The organism is Janthinobacterium sp. 344 (genome assembly GCF_900112025.1).
In the GTDB taxonomy this organism is placed as follows: Bacteria; Pseudomonadota; Gammaproteobacteria; order Burkholderiales; family Burkholderiaceae_D; genus Janthinobacterium.
Genome location: NZ_FOKL01000009.1, coordinates 55,649 through 71,167, shown reverse-complemented (window position 1 = coordinate 71,167; position 15,519 = coordinate 55,649). Strand labels below are relative to the sequence as shown.

Sequence of the window (15,519 nt, the reverse complement as noted above, 5' to 3'; positions counted from 1 at the left end):
TCCACTGGCGGACTGTATTAAGCTAACGTCAGGAAGGTGCCAAAGAGAAATTTATTCCTGAGGCCGCCTGCGCCGTCCCGCTGAAATCCGGGGGCAAGATTTTTACCGGGATCTATGGCAAGATGTTGTGGGATTGTTATGTTATGCGCGCAATTGGAAAGATGAGTACAGGCAGAAAATGGATCAATGCAGTTTTTATTGGGGGTGCTAATTGTCCGCACGAATCCTGATTATTGAAGACAACGCCACCAACATGGAATTGATGGTGTATCTGTTGCGTGCCTTCGGATACACGCCGCTGGCCGCCTATGACGGCGAAGAGGGCGTGCGCATGGCGCGCAGCGAATTGCCGGACCTGATCATCTGCGACGTGCATTTGCCCAAGCTCGATGGTTATGGCGTGGTGGCGGAACTGAAGAAAGACCCGCAGTTGCGCAAGATCCCGGCCCTGGCCGTGACGGCGCTGGCGATGGTCGGTGATCGCGAACGCCTGCTCGAAGCGGGCTTCAATGGCTATATCGGCAAGCCGATCGAACCCGACCTGTTCGTCGCGGAGCTGGAATCTTTTTTACCCGGGGCGCCGTCGACGCCAGTTAAAAACGACATAGCAACGATATTGATCGTCGATGATCATGTATTGAACCGCGAATTCCTCACCGCCTTGCTCGGCTATGGCGGCCACCGCCTGCTGGAAGCGGCGAATGGCGCCGATGCGCTGGAAATACTGCGCACCGAGCGGCCGGACCTGATCATTTCCGACATCCTCATGCCGAACATGGATGGCTACGAATTCGTCACGCGCGTGCATGAAGATGAGGCGCTGGCCGACGTGCCCATCATTTTTTATACGGCCACCTACCGCGAGCAGGAAGCGATCCTGCTGGCGCAGGCGTGCGGCGTGCGCTGGGTGCTGCCGAAGCCGTCCGACCCTGAAGTCATCGTGCGTACCGTGAACGAGGCCCTGGGACTGCTGCCGGCTGGCGTGCCGCTGCCGGCCACGCCCTCGGCCGGCGCCGGCAAGCCCGGCACGGGCCAGCTGGCCGGCATCGAACACCAGGTCAGCGGCTACCTCGATGAACTGGAATCGAGCAGCCAGCAGATTTCGCAGCTGGCCAGCCAGAGCGAAGGCCAGGTTCCCGTGCCGGAAGACCTGGCGATCATGACGGAGCGCCTGTCGCGCTCACTATCGAGCCTGCAGGCGGTCAGCCTGCGCCTGACGGCGCTGATCGAGCTGGGGATCGAGCTGGGCGCCGAACGCGATCCGCGCGCGCTGATCCAGGCTGGTTGCAAGGTGGCGCAAAATATCTGCGTCTCCAAATATGCGTGCATCGGCGTGCTGGAGCCGGGCGCCGACAAACTCAGTTATTTTTCCTCATGCGGCACCGAGAAAAACCTTGAGCGCATCGCCAGTGCGCCGCGCGTGGGCATCCTGAACCGGCTGCTGGAACAGCGCCAGCCGTATCGCGTGAACGGCTTGAAGGGCGATCCCGCCGCGCTGGGCCTGCCCGATTCTCACCCGCCCGTGCACTCCTTCCTGGGCGTGGCCATCGCCTCGCGCGAGCGCAGCCACGGCTGGCTGTACCTGGTCGATAAACTGGGCGCGAACGAATTTTCCGAAGTTGACGAGCGCGTCGCCGCCACGGTGGCCGCGCAGATCGCCGTCGCCTACGACAACCTGCAGCTGTACGACGAGATCAAGCGCCATCATGAGCAGCTGACCCTGGACATGGCGGCGCGCATCCGCCTGGACGAGGACTTGCGCCGCTTCCGCCTGGCGATGGATGCCACGGCGGACGCGATTTTCCTCGTCGACCGCGCCGGCATGTGCTTTGTCGACGTGAACCAGACGGCGTGCCGCATGCTCGGTTTCGAGCGCGAGGACTTCCTGCGCGTGGGGCCGGGCCGCGCGCAGGAGGGCGAGGCGCAGCTCGAGGAGCTGTACAACAAGCTGCTGGCCGGCGACCAGGGCGGCCCGATGACGGAATTGCAGTTGCAGCGCAAGGATGGCTCGCCGCTGTCGGTGGAAGTGCAGCGGCGCACCCTGCGCTCGGGGCAGAGCTGGATTCTGGTGGCCGTGGCGCGCGATATCACCGAGCGCAAGGATGCCGAACAGCGCCTGATGAAGCTGGCCCATTTCGACACGCTCACCGGCTTGCCGAACCGCAGCCAGTTCTACGCCTCGCTGACGCATTCGCTGGCGCAGGCAGCCGAACACCAGTGGGCCGTGGCCGTGCTGTTCATGGATATCGACCGCTTCAAGAACATCAATGACACCCTGGGCCACACCATCGGCGACGACCTGCTGCGCCAGTTTTCCAGCCGCCTGGTCGATTGCCTGCGCGTGCGCGACACCATCGGCCGCTTCGGCGGCGACGAATTTGCCGCCATCCTGGTGCTGCCCGAAGGCGCCCAGCATTCCGTCGGCGTGGTCGACAAGATCCGCGAAGCGATGCGCAAGCCCTTCGACCTGCAGGGGCATGAAGTGACGGTCACGGTCAGCATCGGCATCTCCGTGTACCCGGACGATGGCGTCGACGCCGACACCCTGATCCAATATGCCGACACGGCCATGTACCGTGCCAAGGAAGCGGGGCGCGACGCCTTCCGCTTCTTCACGGCGGAAATGAATGCGCAATCGCTGGCGCGGCTGGATATGGAAAACGCCCTGCGGCGCGCCATCGACAACGAAGAGTTCGTGCTGTTCTTCCAGCCCAAGGTGCACATCATCTCGGGGCGCATCAGCGGCGCCGAGGCGCTGATACGCTGGCGCCGTCCCGGCCACGGCATGGTCTCGCCGGCCCTCTTCATCCCGCTGCTGGAAGAAACGGGGCTGATCGTGCGCGTGGGCAACTGGGTGCTCGACGAGGCCTGCAAGAAGATCAGCGAGTGGGGCGCCAGCAGCATCGGCCCCGTGCACCTGTCCGTCAACGTGTCGGGCATCCAGTTCTTTGTCGGCGGCCTGGAAGAAGAAGTGCTCAAGGCCATCCGCAAATACGATATCGCGCCCGACCTGCTGGAACTGGAACTGACGGAAAGTTCGCTGATGTCGAACGCCGAGGAAACCATCGCCGTGCTGCGCAACCTGAAGGCGCTGGGCATCCAGATTTCCATCGACGATTTCGGCACCGGCTATTCCAGCCTGGCCTACCTGAAGCGCTTCCCCATCGACAAGCTGAAGATCGACATCGCCTTCGTGCGCGAAGTGACCAGCAATCCGGACGACGCGGCCATCGTGCTGGCCATCATCAGCATGGCGCACAGCATGAAGCTGCAGGTGATCGCCGAGGGCGTGGAAAACGATGCGCAGCTGGCGTATCTGCGGCGCCACGGCTGCGACGAGATGCAGGGCTATTATTTCAGCCGTCCCGTGCCGCAGGAGGAATTCGAGCAGATGCTGATGGGCGGCAAACTGCTGCAGGCGCCGCTCGATGCGGGCAGCGAGGAGCAGCAAACCCTGCTGATCGTCGACGACGACGTCTTCATGCTCGACGTGCTCAGCGACTTCCTGGCGCAGGATGGCTACCGCATCCTGACGGCGCAGACGGCGGCCGAAGGCTTCGATATCCTGGCGCGCCACAAGGTGCAGGTGATCCTGTGCGACCAGTGCATGCCGCTCATGAGCGGCACGGAATTCATGGAGCGCGTCAAGCACCTGTGCCCCGACACCTTCCGCATCATGCTGTCCGCCTTTGCCGACCTGACGCCGATCATGGCGGCCATCAACCGCGGCGCCGTCGACCGCTTCTATACCAAGCCATGGAAGGGCGCCGTGCTGCGCGAGAACATCCGCGAAGGCTTCCGCCTGCACAGCCTGTTGCACGGCCCCGTGAAGGCGGCCGCCTGAGTCGCCGCGTGCGTGCGCTGGCGCACCGTGCGGGCCCGATTTCCGGCGGATTAGACTCCCGTCTCTAGTTTTGCTCTCTAGAATAAAAGTATCCATGAAGTGGCATGGCCTTTCATATTACGGGAGCGGGCGATGGTGAAGAAACTGAAGGAACTGGCGGAAGACAAGGAACTGGCGAACGCCGTGCGTTCGTCGGCGCAGCAGATCTGGCAAGCCGGCCTGGGCGCATTCGCCAAGGCGCAGGAGGAGGGCGGCCGCGTGTTTTCCAAGCTGGTCAAGGAAGGCACGCAATTCCAGCAGCGCGCCGAAGACAAGGTGGCCGACGTCAGCGACAGCGTCGGCAAGCTGGCCGATGGCGTGGGCAAGCATGCCAGCGGTTCCTGGGACAAGCTGGAGCAAGTGTTCGAGGAGCGCGTGGCGCGTGCCCTGGCCACCATCGGCGTGCCCACGCAGCATGACATCGTGGCGCTGCACGCCAAGCTCGATGCCTTGAGCGCGCAGGTGGCGGCGCTGTCGCAGCCAGCGGCCAAGGCCGTGCGCACGCCGGCGCAACCCGTTGCCGCGCGTGCCGCCAAGGCGGCGCCGAAAGCGATGGCCAAGCCGACGGCCAAGGCGACCACCAAGCCGACGACCAAGGCGACGGCGCCCAAGGCCGCCGCCAAGCCGGCAGGCAAGGCCGCCGCGGCCAAGGCGCCAGCCCGGCCCGCGGCCACGGCCACGGCCGCAGCCAAGCCCGCGAGCAAGTCCGCCGCCAGGCCGGCGGCGAAGAAAAAAGCCCCGGCGCTCTGAACGGACGCCTGTTCAGCCTCAGCCTGCCCGCGCAGGCTTTTTTTTCGCCCGCCGCATTTCGCCAGGACGAGCGGGGCAGTGTTTCATTACGGCTATTGAAGGTGGTATGCTTGCGGCAGAACACAGAGAGATTGCCCGCCATGCTACAAAAAGCACCACGCCGTACCCGCGAACGCATCCTGGAACTGTCGCTACGTCTGTTCAACGAATTCGGTGAGCCGAATATCACGACCACCGTGATCGCGGAAGAGATGAATATCTCGCCGGGAAATCTGTACTACCACTTTCGCAACAAGGACGATATCGTCAATTCCATCTTCGTGCAGTTCGAGGCGGAAATCGAACGCATCCTGACGGTGCCGGACGGACGCCGCTCGAATATCGAGGACGTCTGGCTGTATTTGCACCTGATGTTCGAACTGATCTGGCGCTACCGCTTTTTCTACCGCGACCTCAATGATTTGTTGTCGCGCAACCGCAAGCTGGAATTGCACTTCAAGCTGATCCTGGCGCACAAGATCAAGGTGGCTACCCAGCTGTGCGAAGACTTGCGCAGCGAGCAGTCCTTGGCCGCGTCGGACATGGAAGTGGCTGCCATGGCGACGAATATGGTGGTCGTCGCCACCTACTGGCTGTCGTACGAATATGTGCGCAATCCGCGCAAGTACAGCGAGCAGCAATCGATGTCCGATGCGCTGGCGCGCGGCTGCTACCAGGTGCTGTCGCTGATCGGGCCGTATCTGCGCAATGAAACACATTTGTTGTTCCGCAAATTGTCGGAAGAGTATGTGACCAAACTCAAGAACGACTGACGGCCGTGCCTGGCGCGCCAGCGCTGCCGGGAGGCGGGCAAGAAGTTATTTACAGGAGACACGGTATGGCTTGGAAACAATTCCCTTATCCTGACGCTGCCTATGTCTACACGGCGCACAGCCTGGAAGCGGCCTGGCCGCGCCTGCATGCGGGCGACGTCGAGCCGTTTCCCGCGCACCCGGCGCTGCTGCAGGCGTGGCTGGCCTTTCACGCGGGCGACTTCGAACGTGCCGCGAAGCTGGGCCTGGCCGTTGGCGTACCCGGCTATGCGGTGGCGCACAAGGCCACCTGCATCTACGCCACGCATCTGGAAGTCAGTGACCGCCAAAAACTCGATATGTATGAAGAGGTGGCCGAGCGCTGCGAGCGCCAGCAGATCGAGCAGCCCGACAATCCCGCCGGTTATTACTGGCACGCCTACAGCCTGGGGCGGTATGCGCTGGGCACGTCCGTCGTCAAGGCCCTGGCGCAGGGCATGGGCGCGCGCGTGCGCAACAGCCTGGATCGTACGATGACGGTCGCGCCCATGCATGCGGAAGCCCATATCGCCTTTGGGATTTATCATACGGAAATTATCGACAAGGTCGGCGCCATGATCGGCAGCCTGACCTACGGCGCCAACAAGGAAGACGGCTATCAGCACTTCAAGACGGCGCTGGCCCTGACGCCGTATTCGGCACTGGCGCATAGCGAATATGCGCGCGCCTTGAATATGCTCGATGGAAAGAAAAAACTGGCGGAAGCGCTGGCCCTGTATGAACTGGCGGCCGAGTGCGTGGCGCTGGACGCGAAGGAGCGCCTTGAAGTCGAGGCTGCGATTGATGAACTGAAAGAATAGGGACTATTGTGATCAAGGCTTTATGTGTGTACTGCGGCGCCAACGCTGGCGTGTCGCCCGATTATGCGGTGGCGGCGCGCGCACTGGCGCAGGTGCTGGTGTCTGAAAATATTTCACTGGTGTATGGCGGCGGCAAGGTGGGCTTGATGGGCGTCATCGCGGACGAAGTGCTGCGCCTGGGCGGCGAGGTGACAGGCGTGATCCCGACCCAGCTGGTCGAGCGCGAAGTGGGGCACATGGGCTTGACGCGCCAGTTCATCGTCAAGGACATGCACGAACGCAAGGCCATGATGGCCAGCCTGTCCGACGCCTTCATCGCCATGCCCGGCGGTTACGGCACCTTGGAAGAGTTGTTCGAGATGCTGACCTGGGCCCAGCTGGGCTTGCATGCCAAGCCCATCGGCCTGCTCAACGTCGATGGCTTCTATGATGGCTTGATCGCCTTCGTGCAAAACGGCAAGGAGCAGGGCTTCATCCGCCCGCAACATGCGGCGTTCCTGAATGCCGATGCCGATCCGGCGGCGCTGGTGCAACGCTTGAAGGCGTGCGCGCCCTAAGTTTGCGCACATAACGTTGTTGAGAGCCATGCACTGCGAAGTGCATGGCTTTTTTATTTCTGCACGGGAAAACTGATCGATATCAAAGAATCAATTAATAAAAATATGTCCATAATATTTCCGTGGTGGCATGTTTTTTTGAAAATGAAGATGTTTTTTATGCATGTCTGTGGTCTACTGGAGCTGTTCAAAGTCAGGAATATCGGACACCTGCGAGCGTCATGCAGACTCCCCCCAAAAATGGTGCCGATGTATTTCAAGTTGCCACAGCCACGCTACTTCATCATCTCGAAAGGATGCTATTTTGAAACCTATGACCCTCTTGCGCGCGACCGCCGTCGCCGCCATTCTCGCTGCCGCCGGCGGCGCCCAGGCACAAACCACCACGATCGGCTTCGACGCGCTGGAACAGCCTGGCCACTTCGCTTCCCTGTTCAACTCCTACTCCGAAGGCGGCTACAATTTCGACAGCAGCTTCCTTGGACTGTTGAGCTCGGCGCACCAGGATAGCTTCGCCTATGCCGGCTCGGCCGGCCTCGGCGCGACGCCCCTGTCGACGACGACCCTGACCCGCGCCGATGGCGGCGCTTTCTCGCTGAGCTCGATCAGTCTGGCGGACTTTGTCAGCTTGCCGGGCTCCTTCGACGTGACCTTTGTCGGCCACCAGGTGGGCGGCGGCACGGTAACGCAGACGTTTACCCTCGGTGGCGGCCACACCTTTGCCGACTACACGTTTACCGGTTTCAGCAACCTGCTGTCGGCCACGTGGCGCGAAGGCGCCTTGCACACCTTCCAGGTCGACAATATCGCCGCCACCGTCAGTGCCGTGCCGGAACCGGCCACGTATGGCATGTTGCTGGGTGGACTGGGCATGCTGGCCTTCCTGGGCCGCCGCAAGAAAGCCGCCTGAGTCTGAGTATTGCGCCGGCCCAGCCGGCGTGCAAGAAAAAGCCGCCCGTGCCTGCAGAGGCACGGGCGGCTTGTCATGATTGTCATGATTGTCATGAGTCTATCGGAGCTGGTGCGTATGGAAGGCATCGAGCCCATCCGGCGTAGTGATGTGCCGGCGCCGCAGTTCGCGCAGGCGTGCCGTCACACCATGCCGTCACACCGCACCGTCACCACCATACCGTCACACCATACCGTCACCACCGTACTGTCACCACCGTAACGTCCCACCGTCCCTCCGCCCACTGCGACGCGCCCGCCATGCCTGGTTCGCGCCCGCCTTGGCTCTGCTGCCTTGCGATCTTGGTGCCTGTCGCCTCATGACCACAGGCGCTGGCCGGACAGGTCGAGCTGGGTCAGGTACAGCCGCACGTCGAATTCATACTGGTGGTATTGCGGTTCCATATACGTGCACAACTTGTAGAAGGCCTTGTCATGTTGCTTTTCCTTTACGTGCGCCAATTCGTGCACGGCGATCATGCGCAGAAATTCCAGCGGCACTTCCTTGAACATGGTGGCCACGCGGATTTCATGCTTGGCCTTCAGCTTGCCGCCCTGCACGCGCGAGATGGACGTATGTAAACCCAGCGCATGCTGGATCACGTGGATCTTGCTGTCGAACGCCACTTTGTTGATGGGTTCCGCATTGCGCAGGAATTCATTCTTCAAGTCTTGCACATACTGGTACAACGCCTTGTCGTTGCGCACGTCGTGCGCGCCGGGATAGCGCTTCAGCAGCACCTCCCCCAATTTGTCTTGCGCGATCAGTTGCTGTACTTGCGCTTGCGTCTGCTCGGAATAGGCGCTCAGGTATTTCAGGGATGGCTGCATGGAAGAAGGGCGGGGCGGATCGCGGGTGTGTCGGTGAGGCGAGAATGTACCATATTGCCCACCTCGGCGCAGTGTCCTGCCCCGCCGCCCGCTGTCCTTCGCCCGCCCCGTCGTCGTTCAGCGCAGGCGCGCCCAGTCCGTTCAGCCTTTGTCCTCCTCGTCCTTGTCGCCTTGCCGGCTGGTTTTGGACGCTTGCTCGGTGCTGCCGCTGCGTGCCGCCGTGCTGCTGCGGCTCTCATTGGCGCGTTGTGCCGACTGCCTGCTTTCGCCGCCCTTGCGGCCGATTTCCGCCATGTGTTCGCGGTTGCGGCTCACGGCTTCGCCGCCTTTCTGGCCGGCCCGGCGCGCCTCTTCCGAGTCGAACTCATGCGCCGTGCCTTTTTGGTGGGCTGCCTGGCCCCCCTTGCTGGCGATTTCGCGCTGCTGCTCTTCGTTCATGGCGGCGAAACCGCGCTTGCTCGTGCCTTTGGTGCTGCCGGGATCGCTGGCTTTCTGGCTGCTGCCAGCGCCTTTGCCTTGTTCGTTACCTTGATTGCTAGCCATGTTGGTTCTCCTTGTGGTCGAGTGGGGGCAAATGGTCCATCAGATGGTTAACGGGCCTGATCGGATTGCCTGCCGGTATCGTGACTGCGGCCTGCGCCGTCGCGTGGGCCGCCGGCGTGCATTTTCTCGATCAGTTCACGCTGGCGCTGCGTGGCTTTTTCCGTTTCCTCGGCGGTCTTGCGCACCACTTCGTCGGCGAAGGCGGCAGCTGTGCGGCTCGCTTCTGGAAGGTGCGTTTCCGCGGTGCGGTTCATCTCGACATTGGCATTGGCGACGAGATTGCCCAGCTGCTGCTGATACTGGCGCAGCTTGTCGCCGCCCGGCAGCATCCGGCCCGCTGCCAGCGACATGAGCTCACCCGTGTCGCGCGCGCACAGCAGCTGCTGGCTGGCGCTGCTCCATTCCTGGAGCAGGTCTTGCGCCAGGCGCAGATGCAGCGCGCTCATTTGCTGCGCCGTGTCGACCATCTTGCGTGACAGTTCAGTGGCGAAATTGAGCTGGGCTTCCAGGTGGGACTTCAGGGCGGGGCTGAGACTGGAATTGAAACTGTTAGGGAACATGTTCTACCTCAATGAAAATCTGGTCCGGGAAACACCCGGTGCACCGGGTGCGACGTATGTTGAAACAAGCAAAGGGATAGACGCCGGACGGCGCGCCAGGTTCCGTGGCCGATGGCCGTTTAGGGCGGGAATGGCGGCTCGCCGCTTGAAAAACGCGAGGCCTTTGCGCTAGATCAAACGAAGCGTGAATTGCACGCAGACGTTGCCTTGTCGTGGCGGCTGCATGGAAAATGCGGGTTTACGGCCCCAGCCGTGCGACAATAGCCGGCTCGCGGCAGCGCAGCCGATAGCCGGCGCGCGTGGCTGAGACGAGCATAGACTGACTTTTTGACCTTATTTCGCGACCATGACGCATCCCGAATACATCCTGACCCTGTCCTGCCTGGACCAGCGCGGCATCGTGCACCGCGTGTCCGGCTTCCTGGCCGAACGCGGCTGCAACATCCTCGATTCCGCCCAGTTCGGCGACCAGGAATCCCAGCTGTTTTTCATGCGCGTGCATTTCGCGCTGGAAGACGGCGCCGTCAGCGACGCCCAGCTGCGCAGCGACTTCGCCGCCCTGTCGCAAGCCATGCAGTTGAATGGCCCCTTCCATGGCCAGCTGCACGATGCGCGCGTCAAGCCGCGCGTGATGCTGATGGTGTCGAAGATCGGCCATTGCCTGAATGATTTGCTGTTCCGCTACAAGAGCGGTTTGCTGAACGTGGAAATTCCCGCCATCGTCTCGAACCACATGGAGTTCTACCAGCTGGCGGCCAGCTACAATATCCCCTTCCACCACCTGCCATTGGCGGCCGGCGCGCCGGAAGCGGCCAAGCTGGCGCAGGAAGCGAAGATCCTCGACCTGATGGACACGCACCAGATCGACCTGGTGGTGCTGGCCCGTTACATGCAAATCCTGTCGCCCGGCCTGTGCCAGGCGCTCGACGGCCGCGCCATCAATATCCACCACTCCTTCCTGCCCAGCTTCAAGGGCGCCAAGCCATATGCGCAGGCGCACCACCGCGGCGTCAAGCTGATCGGCGCGACGGCGCATTTCGTCACGGGCGACCTGGACGAAGGCCCGATCATCGAACAGGATGTCGAGCGCGTCGACCATGCGATGGATGCGGAAACCCTGACAGCCATCGGCCGCGACGTCGAATGCGTGGTGCTGGCGCGCGCCGTGAAATGGTTCGTCGAGCACCGCATCCTGAAAAATGGCGACAAGACGGTGGTGTTCCGCTGATACCGACTGCATTTTCACTTTTTACCGAGACAGAAACACGATGGCCCTTAAAGCAACAATTTTCAAAGCCGATCTGCAGATCGCCGACATGGACCGCAATTACTACCAGGATCACGCGCTGACCCTGGCGCGCCACCCGTCCGAGACGGACGAGCGCATGATGGTGCGCCTGCTGGCGTTCGCCATCCACGCCGACGAGGCGCTGACGTTTACGAAAGGCCTGTTTGACACGGAAGAACCGGACCTGTGGCAGAAGGACCTGACGGGCGCCATCCAGTTGTGGATCGAAGTGGGCCAGCCTGACGAAAAGCGCATCCTGAAGGCTTGCGGCCGTTCGGAGCAGGTCATCGTCTACAGCTATGGCGCAACCAGCCACATCTGGTGGAAGCAGATCGCGAACAAGCTGGAACGGGCGAAGAACCTGACCGTCATCAACCTGCCGTCGGAAGCGGCGCAAGAGATGAGCAAGCTGGCGCAGCGCACGATGCAGCTGCAATGCACGATCCAGGATGGCCAGATCTGGCTGACGGACAGCGTCAACACGGTGCTGATCGACCGCGAACCGGTGAAGCCGGCACGCTGATGTTGGCTGTCTGAAACGCAAAAAGCCCGGATCGCTCCGGGCTTTGTTTTTTTAATCAGCACGACACCTGGCAAAAACCGTAGCGAGCGGATGTGAGTTGTGGCTGAGAAGCGCAGCTGTGCGAATGTACGGGGCCGCCGAGGCAGTGCGCATGGCAGGCCGCAAATCGCGACGCGCAGCAGGTGTTGACAGCTGTCCTCAGTTAGGCGCGCTGCCCAGGCGCTTGATGCTGCTCGAGCGCTGCATGCTGCGGCTGATGCGCGGGTCGCCGTAGTAATTCACCTCGCCGGAGCCGCCGATGCTGATGGTCAAGTCATCCTTGGCCCAGACGGTGGCGGCGCCCGAGCCGCCGATGCTCACCTGCACGTCGCTGGCGGCCAGCTTGCCCGCCTGGATATTGCCTGAGCCGCCGATCGACGACGTCAATTGCTCCGTCTTGCCGCTGGCCGTGAAGTTGCCGCTGCCGCCGATGGCCACGGAGACCATGCGGCTGTCGAGGTCGCGCGCGTTGATGGAGCCGGAACCGCCCACGTCGAAGCGCAGTTTTTCCGCGCGCAGGCCGGTGGCATGGATGCTGCCCGAGCCGCCCACGCTGATGCGTTCCACCTGGCGCGCCTGGATGACGATGGTCAGGCTGGTCTGGCGAAAGTTGCTGTTGCGCTTGGCGGGGCGGATGCGCAGGGTGCCGTTTTCCACGACCGTTTCGATCAGCGGCAGGATATTGTCGTCGCCTTCGATGGTGACGCTGTCCGTGTTGCCGATGCGCAGCTCGACATTGCCGGGCACGTTCAGCGCCACGCCATGGAAGGCGCCCACCGGACGCGCCTGTTTTTGCAGCTTGCCGCTGCCCTGGATACTGTTGCCGGAAATCCAGTCCAATGGCGAGGCCAGCGCCGGCACGGCAGGCAGCGCCAGCATGCAGGCCGCCAGCAGCAGGGCGCGCGCGGCGCGGGTGGGGTAGGGGTGAAAAGTGGCGTAGGTCATGCTGGCTCCCTGTTCTGTATTGAGATGCGTGCATGGTAAGCCAGGCCGCTGTCGCCGCGCAGGGCGCTGCGACAGACTGCAAGGCCGGCGGCACAGAATGCGGGAGGATGCGACAGGATGGCATGAGGTATCATGCCGGTATTGGACATACGACGACCGGCACGCGCCGGTCCCACTACTGGAATTACATGCTGATCATCACCATCAAACAGGGCAAGGAAAAGAGCTTGCTGGGCCAATCGTGGATTTACGCCTCCGCGATTGAAAAAGTCGACGGCAAGCCGCAGGAAAAAATGAAGCCCGGCTCGACGGCCATCGTGCAAAGCTCGTCGAAGCAGTTCATCGCCCGCGCCGCCTACAATTCGAAGTCGCAGATCCGCGCGCGCATCTGGAGCTTCAAGGAAGACGAGCCCGTCGACCACGCGCTGATCAAGCGCCGCGTCAAGGCGGCCATCGAGAAAAAGCTGCCAGCCATCAAAAAGGCGGGCGAGAACCAGCTGCTGACCCTGATCAAGGGCGAAGACGAAGGCTTGCCGGGCCTGGTGGTGCAGCTGTTCGGCGGCGCGCAAGGCTACCTGATCTGCGAATTCAACGCCGGCGGCGTCGACGCGTGGAAAGTGGCCATCGTGCAATCGCTGATGGCGTCCACGGGCTGCGCCAATGTCTACGAGCGTTGCAACGACCTGATGCGCAAGGGCGAGGGCTTGCCCCTGATCGACGGCGCCCTGGCCGGCGAGGAACCGCCCGATGAAGTCATGCTGACGGACAACGGCGTGCGCTTTGCGCTGGACCTCAAGACTGGGCACAAGAGCAAGTTCCGCTGAGAGCAGCTGTTTGACATGAAAAGAACCGGCCCTGGCCGGTTTTTTTATGGGGAACCCGCAAACCACTGGGGTCGGACCCTCAGGGTCCGACCCCGGCTGTAGCCGGGCTTGCGCAGTGATTGACGGCTACTCCAGCGGCACGCTGCGGTATTTATTCACCTCCAGGGCCGACACCGCCGGCGCATCATTGCCCCACGACGCGCGCAGGTACGTGACCACGGCCGCCACTTCCGTGTCGTCCATGACGGGGCCGAACGGCGGCATGCCATACGGGCGCGGGTTGCCCTTGGTGCCGGGCGCGAAGCCGCCGTTGAGCACCAGGCGGATGGCGTTCACGGCCGAGACGGTCGTCAGCGCACGGTTGCCGGCCAGCGGCGGGTAGGCGGGCGGCATGCCCTTGCCATCGTCCTGGTGGCAGCTCGCGCATTGCGCCGCATACAGTTTCGCGCCCAGCGCCAGTTGCTGCTTGGCTGGCTCGGACGTGTCGCGCGGCACGCGCCGTGCCGGTTGCGCCGGACCGGGCAGGCTCTTCAGGTAGACGGCCATGGCTTGCACGTCGCTCGTGTCCATGTGCTGCAGGCTTTGCCGCACCACCTCGGCCATGGGGCCGAAGACGGTGGCGCGCGGCGACACCCCCGTTTGCAGCAATTCCACGATATGCGCCGTGTCCCAGTCGCCCAGGCCCGCTTCCGCATCCGACGTCAGCGATGGGGCGTACCAGCCCAGCACGGGGATCAGGCCGCCCGACAGGCCATCGTCGCTGCCACCGAGCGTGGTGCGGCTGCTGTGGCAGGCGCTGCAGTGACCCAGGCCCTGCACCAGGTAGGCGCCGCGGTTCCATTCCACGCTTTTTTCCGTTGCCGGCTGGTAGACGCCCGGCTTGAAGTACAGGGCACGCCAGGCGGCCAGGGCGAACTGCTGGTTGTAGGGGAAGCGCAACGCATGTGGCTGATTCGTCTGCCTGTGCGGCGTTACGCTCTGGAAGTAGGCGTACAGGGCGTCGCTGTCCTCGCGCCGCACCTTGGTGTAATTGGTGTAGGGAAAGGCCGGATACAGCAGCCGCCCATCTTTCGATTTGCCGTTGTGGATGGCGCGCCAGAAATCGTCGGCCGTCCAGCTGCCGATGCCCGTTTCCCTGTCCGCCGTGATATTTGGCGAGAGTACCTTGCCGAACGGCGTCTGCAAGGCCCGTCCGCCCGCGTACGCCACGCCGCCGCGTGTCGTGTGGCACGCCATGCAGTCGCCCGCCTTGGCCAGGTAGGCGCCGCGTTCGATCAATTGTTGCGGGTTCAGGCCGCTGGCGGCCGCTGGCGGGCCCGGGTCGTCGGCGGGATACAGCAGGAAGGCGGCGCTGGCGCCGGCGATCAGGACCAGGCCTGCCGCGATGCTCCATTTTTTCATGGCGCCACCTGCGCGCCGGAACCGGGGACGCCGCCGCAATGCAGGGGCAGCGGCAAGGCGATGCTGGCGCCCGGACGCGCGTCGGCGCTGGCCACTTGCGTGCCCAGCCAGGCCGAGACGGCGCCCACGTCCGCATCCGACAGGCGCTGCGCCACTTGCGCCATGCAGTCGGGCGCGTGGGCGCGGCGGATGCCGTTCTTCCAGGCGCCCAGCTGGGCGTTGATGTAATCGCGCGGCAAGCCCAGCAAGCCGGGGATGGCGGGCGCCACGCCGGCCAGCTGCTGGCCGTGGCAGGCGATGCAGGCGGGGATTTTCTTGCCGCTGTCGCCCGTCAGCACCAGTTGCTTGCCGCGCGCCAGGGCCGCCGTGCCGGCACCGCTGGGCTGGGCCGGCGGCGGGGCAGGGTGCTGCCCCGCAAAATAGTCGGCGATTTCGCGCAGGTAGGCGTCCGGCAAATGTTCCACCATGTAGTTCATCAGCGGATACTGGCGCCGGCCTTCGCGGAAGTTCAGCAGCTGGTTGTACAGATAGCCGGCCGGCTTGCCGGCGATGCGGGGAAAGAAGGCGTCGTGCTTTTCCTGCTGCGCATGACAGGCCGTGCACGCCTTGATGCGCTGCTCCAGGCTGTCCGGCAGCGTGGCCGCCATGGCCGGGCCGGGCAGCACGAGCGCCATGCCGACAAGGAGGAAAGGAAGCCTGGCAATGGGAAGTCGCATGAAATAATTATCCTCTCTGGGCTGGCCGGGGCTGCTGGCATCATTGCCAAGGATATACTG

General features: G+C 63.1%; 16 protein-coding genes. 10 read left to right on the top strand and 6 right to left on the bottom strand.

What is annotated here, in order from left to right; genetic code table 11:
- Positions 1-211 precede the first annotated feature (211 nt).
- From BM193_RS21985 to BM193_RS28540, 7 genes are all read left to right on the top strand, one after another.
- Positions 212-3,844, top strand: coding sequence for an EAL domain-containing protein (locus tag BM193_RS21985; RefSeq protein WP_092801011.1), 3,633 nt, complete (start codon positions 212-214; stop codon positions 3,842-3,844).
- Positions 3,845-3,976: 132 nt separating this feature from the next.
- Positions 3,977-4,633: a phasin family protein gene (locus tag BM193_RS21980; protein WP_092801014.1), complete on the top strand. Its 657-nt coding sequence runs from the start codon at positions 3,977-3,979 to the stop codon at positions 4,631-4,633.
- A gap of 140 nt (positions 4,634-4,773) precedes the next feature.
- A complete protein-coding gene (locus BM193_RS21975; RefSeq protein WP_092801194.1) occupies positions 4,774-5,445 on the top strand; it encodes a TetR/AcrR family transcriptional regulator in 672 nt (223 codons plus the stop codon).
- Positions 5,446-5,510: 65 nt separating this feature from the next.
- Positions 5,511-6,284, top strand: a complete 774-nt coding sequence (locus BM193_RS21970; RefSeq protein ID WP_092801017.1) for a tetratricopeptide repeat protein — start codon at positions 5,511-5,513, stop codon at positions 6,282-6,284.
- Positions 6,285-6,295: 11 nt separating this feature from the next.
- On the top strand, positions 6,296-6,841 hold the full coding sequence (locus tag BM193_RS21965; RefSeq protein WP_092801197.1) for an LOG family protein: 546 nt from the start codon (positions 6,296-6,298) through the stop codon (positions 6,839-6,841).
- Positions 6,842-7,154: 313 nt separating this feature from the next.
- Positions 7,155-7,751 carry a PEP-CTERM sorting domain-containing protein gene (locus BM193_RS21960; protein ID WP_254786365.1) on the top strand — a complete coding sequence of 199 codons (597 nt, stop codon included), beginning with the start codon at positions 7,155-7,157 and terminating at the stop codon, positions 7,749-7,751.
- Between the two features lie 75 nt (positions 7,752-7,826).
- Entirely contained in the window at positions 7,827-8,012 is a 186-nt protein-coding gene (locus tag BM193_RS28540; RefSeq protein ID WP_139176289.1) for a hypothetical protein, read from the top strand.
- Positions 8,013-8,107: 95 nt separating this feature from the next.
- Here the strand turns inward: BM193_RS28540 and BM193_RS21955 are convergent, their stop codons facing one another.
- The 3 genes from BM193_RS21955 to BM193_RS21945 all read right to left on the bottom strand — a co-directional run bounded on the left by BM193_RS21955 (position 8,108) and on the right by BM193_RS21945 (position 9,723).
- Positions 8,108-8,620, bottom strand: a complete 513-nt coding sequence (locus BM193_RS21955; RefSeq protein ID WP_092801023.1) for a YgjP-like metallopeptidase domain-containing protein — start codon at positions 8,618-8,620, stop codon at positions 8,108-8,110.
- A 141-nt stretch (positions 8,621-8,761) separates the two neighbouring features.
- Positions 8,762-9,163, bottom strand: a complete 402-nt coding sequence (locus BM193_RS21950) for a KGG domain-containing protein (RefSeq protein WP_092801026.1) — start codon at positions 9,161-9,163, stop codon at positions 8,762-8,764.
- A gap of 47 nt (positions 9,164-9,210) precedes the next feature.
- Positions 9,211-9,723, bottom strand: coding sequence for a phasin family protein (locus BM193_RS21945; protein WP_092801029.1), 513 nt, complete (start codon positions 9,721-9,723; stop codon positions 9,211-9,213).
- 346 nt (positions 9,724-10,069) lie between these two features.
- Between BM193_RS21945 and purU the strand changes: the two genes are divergently transcribed.
- On the top strand, positions 10,070-10,951 hold the full coding sequence (gene purU / locus BM193_RS21940; protein WP_092801032.1) for a formyltetrahydrofolate deformylase: 882 nt from the start codon (positions 10,070-10,072) through the stop codon (positions 10,949-10,951).
- A gap of 40 nt (positions 10,952-10,991) precedes the next feature.
- Positions 10,992-11,534 (top strand): YaeQ family protein, encoded by a 543-nt coding sequence (locus BM193_RS21935; RefSeq protein WP_092801035.1) that lies wholly within the window; start codon positions 10,992-10,994, stop codon positions 11,532-11,534.
- A gap of 198 nt (positions 11,535-11,732) precedes the next feature.
- Here BM193_RS21935 and BM193_RS21930 read toward each other — a convergent pair whose 3' ends face one another.
- A complete protein-coding gene (locus BM193_RS21930; RefSeq protein WP_092801038.1) occupies positions 11,733-12,518 on the bottom strand; it encodes a head GIN domain-containing protein in 786 nt (261 codons plus the stop codon).
- A 188-nt stretch (positions 12,519-12,706) separates the two neighbouring features.
- Here BM193_RS21930 and BM193_RS21925 point away from each other — a divergent pair, with 188 nt between their 5' ends.
- Positions 12,707-13,342, top strand: a complete 636-nt coding sequence (locus BM193_RS21925; protein WP_092801041.1) for a class I SAM-dependent rRNA methyltransferase — start codon at positions 12,707-12,709, stop codon at positions 13,340-13,342.
- A gap of 126 nt (positions 13,343-13,468) precedes the next feature.
- On the opposite strand, the gene BM193_RS21920 is transcribed toward BM193_RS21925, so the two are convergent.
- Together BM193_RS21920 and BM193_RS21915 are read right to left on the bottom strand one after the other, a co-directional pair.
- Positions 13,469-14,743, bottom strand: a complete 1,275-nt coding sequence (locus BM193_RS21920) for a cytochrome c (RefSeq protein WP_092801044.1) — start codon at positions 14,741-14,743, stop codon at positions 13,469-13,471.
- Positions 14,740-15,417, bottom strand: coding sequence for a c-type cytochrome (locus tag BM193_RS21915; protein ID WP_254786380.1), 678 nt, complete (start codon positions 15,415-15,417; stop codon positions 14,740-14,742). The genes BM193_RS21920 and BM193_RS21915 overlap by 4 nt, the downstream gene beginning before the upstream one ends.
- Positions 15,418-15,519: the final 102 nt, after the last annotated feature.

Bases quoted from the DNA above. Each gene is read 5' to 3' on its own strand.
- BM193_RS21925 (WP_092801041.1), top strand. From the start codon at position 12,707: ATGCTGATCATCACCATCAAACAGGGCAAGGAAAAGAGCTTGCTGGGC.
- BM193_RS28540 (WP_139176289.1), top strand. From the start codon at position 7,827: ATGATTGTCATGATTGTCATGAGTCTATCGGAGCTGGTGCGTATGGAA.
- BM193_RS21960 (WP_254786365.1), top strand. From the start codon at position 7,155: ATGACCCTCTTGCGCGCGACCGCCGTCGCCGCCATTCTCGCTGCCGCC.
- BM193_RS21915 (WP_254786380.1), bottom strand. From the start codon at position 15,417: ATGGCGCTCGTGCTGCCCGGCCCGGCCATGGCGGCCACGCTGCCGGAC.
- BM193_RS21955 (WP_092801023.1), bottom strand. From the start codon at position 8,620: ATGCAGCCATCCCTGAAATACCTGAGCGCCTATTCCGAGCAGACGCAA.
- BM193_RS21920 (WP_092801044.1), bottom strand. From the start codon at position 14,743: ATGAAAAAATGGAGCATCGCGGCAGGCCTGGTCCTGATCGCCGGCGCC.
- BM193_RS21935 (WP_092801035.1), top strand. From the start codon at position 10,992: ATGGCCCTTAAAGCAACAATTTTCAAAGCCGATCTGCAGATCGCCGAC.
- BM193_RS21930 (WP_092801038.1), bottom strand. From the start codon at position 12,518: ATGACCTACGCCACTTTTCACCCCTACCCCACCCGCGCCGCGCGCGCC.
- BM193_RS21970 (WP_092801017.1), top strand. From the start codon at position 5,511: ATGGCTTGGAAACAATTCCCTTATCCTGACGCTGCCTATGTCTACACG.
- purU (WP_092801032.1), top strand. From the start codon at position 10,070: ATGACGCATCCCGAATACATCCTGACCCTGTCCTGCCTGGACCAGCGC.
- BM193_RS21980 (WP_092801014.1), top strand. From the start codon at position 3,977: ATGGTGAAGAAACTGAAGGAACTGGCGGAAGACAAGGAACTGGCGAAC.
- BM193_RS21975 (WP_092801194.1), top strand. From the start codon at position 4,774: ATGCTACAAAAAGCACCACGCCGTACCCGCGAACGCATCCTGGAACTG.
- BM193_RS21950 (WP_092801026.1), bottom strand. From the start codon at position 9,163: ATGGCTAGCAATCAAGGTAACGAACAAGGCAAAGGCGCTGGCAGCAGC.
- BM193_RS21945 (WP_092801029.1), bottom strand. From the start codon at position 9,723: ATGTTCCCTAACAGTTTCAATTCCAGTCTCAGCCCCGCCCTGAAGTCC.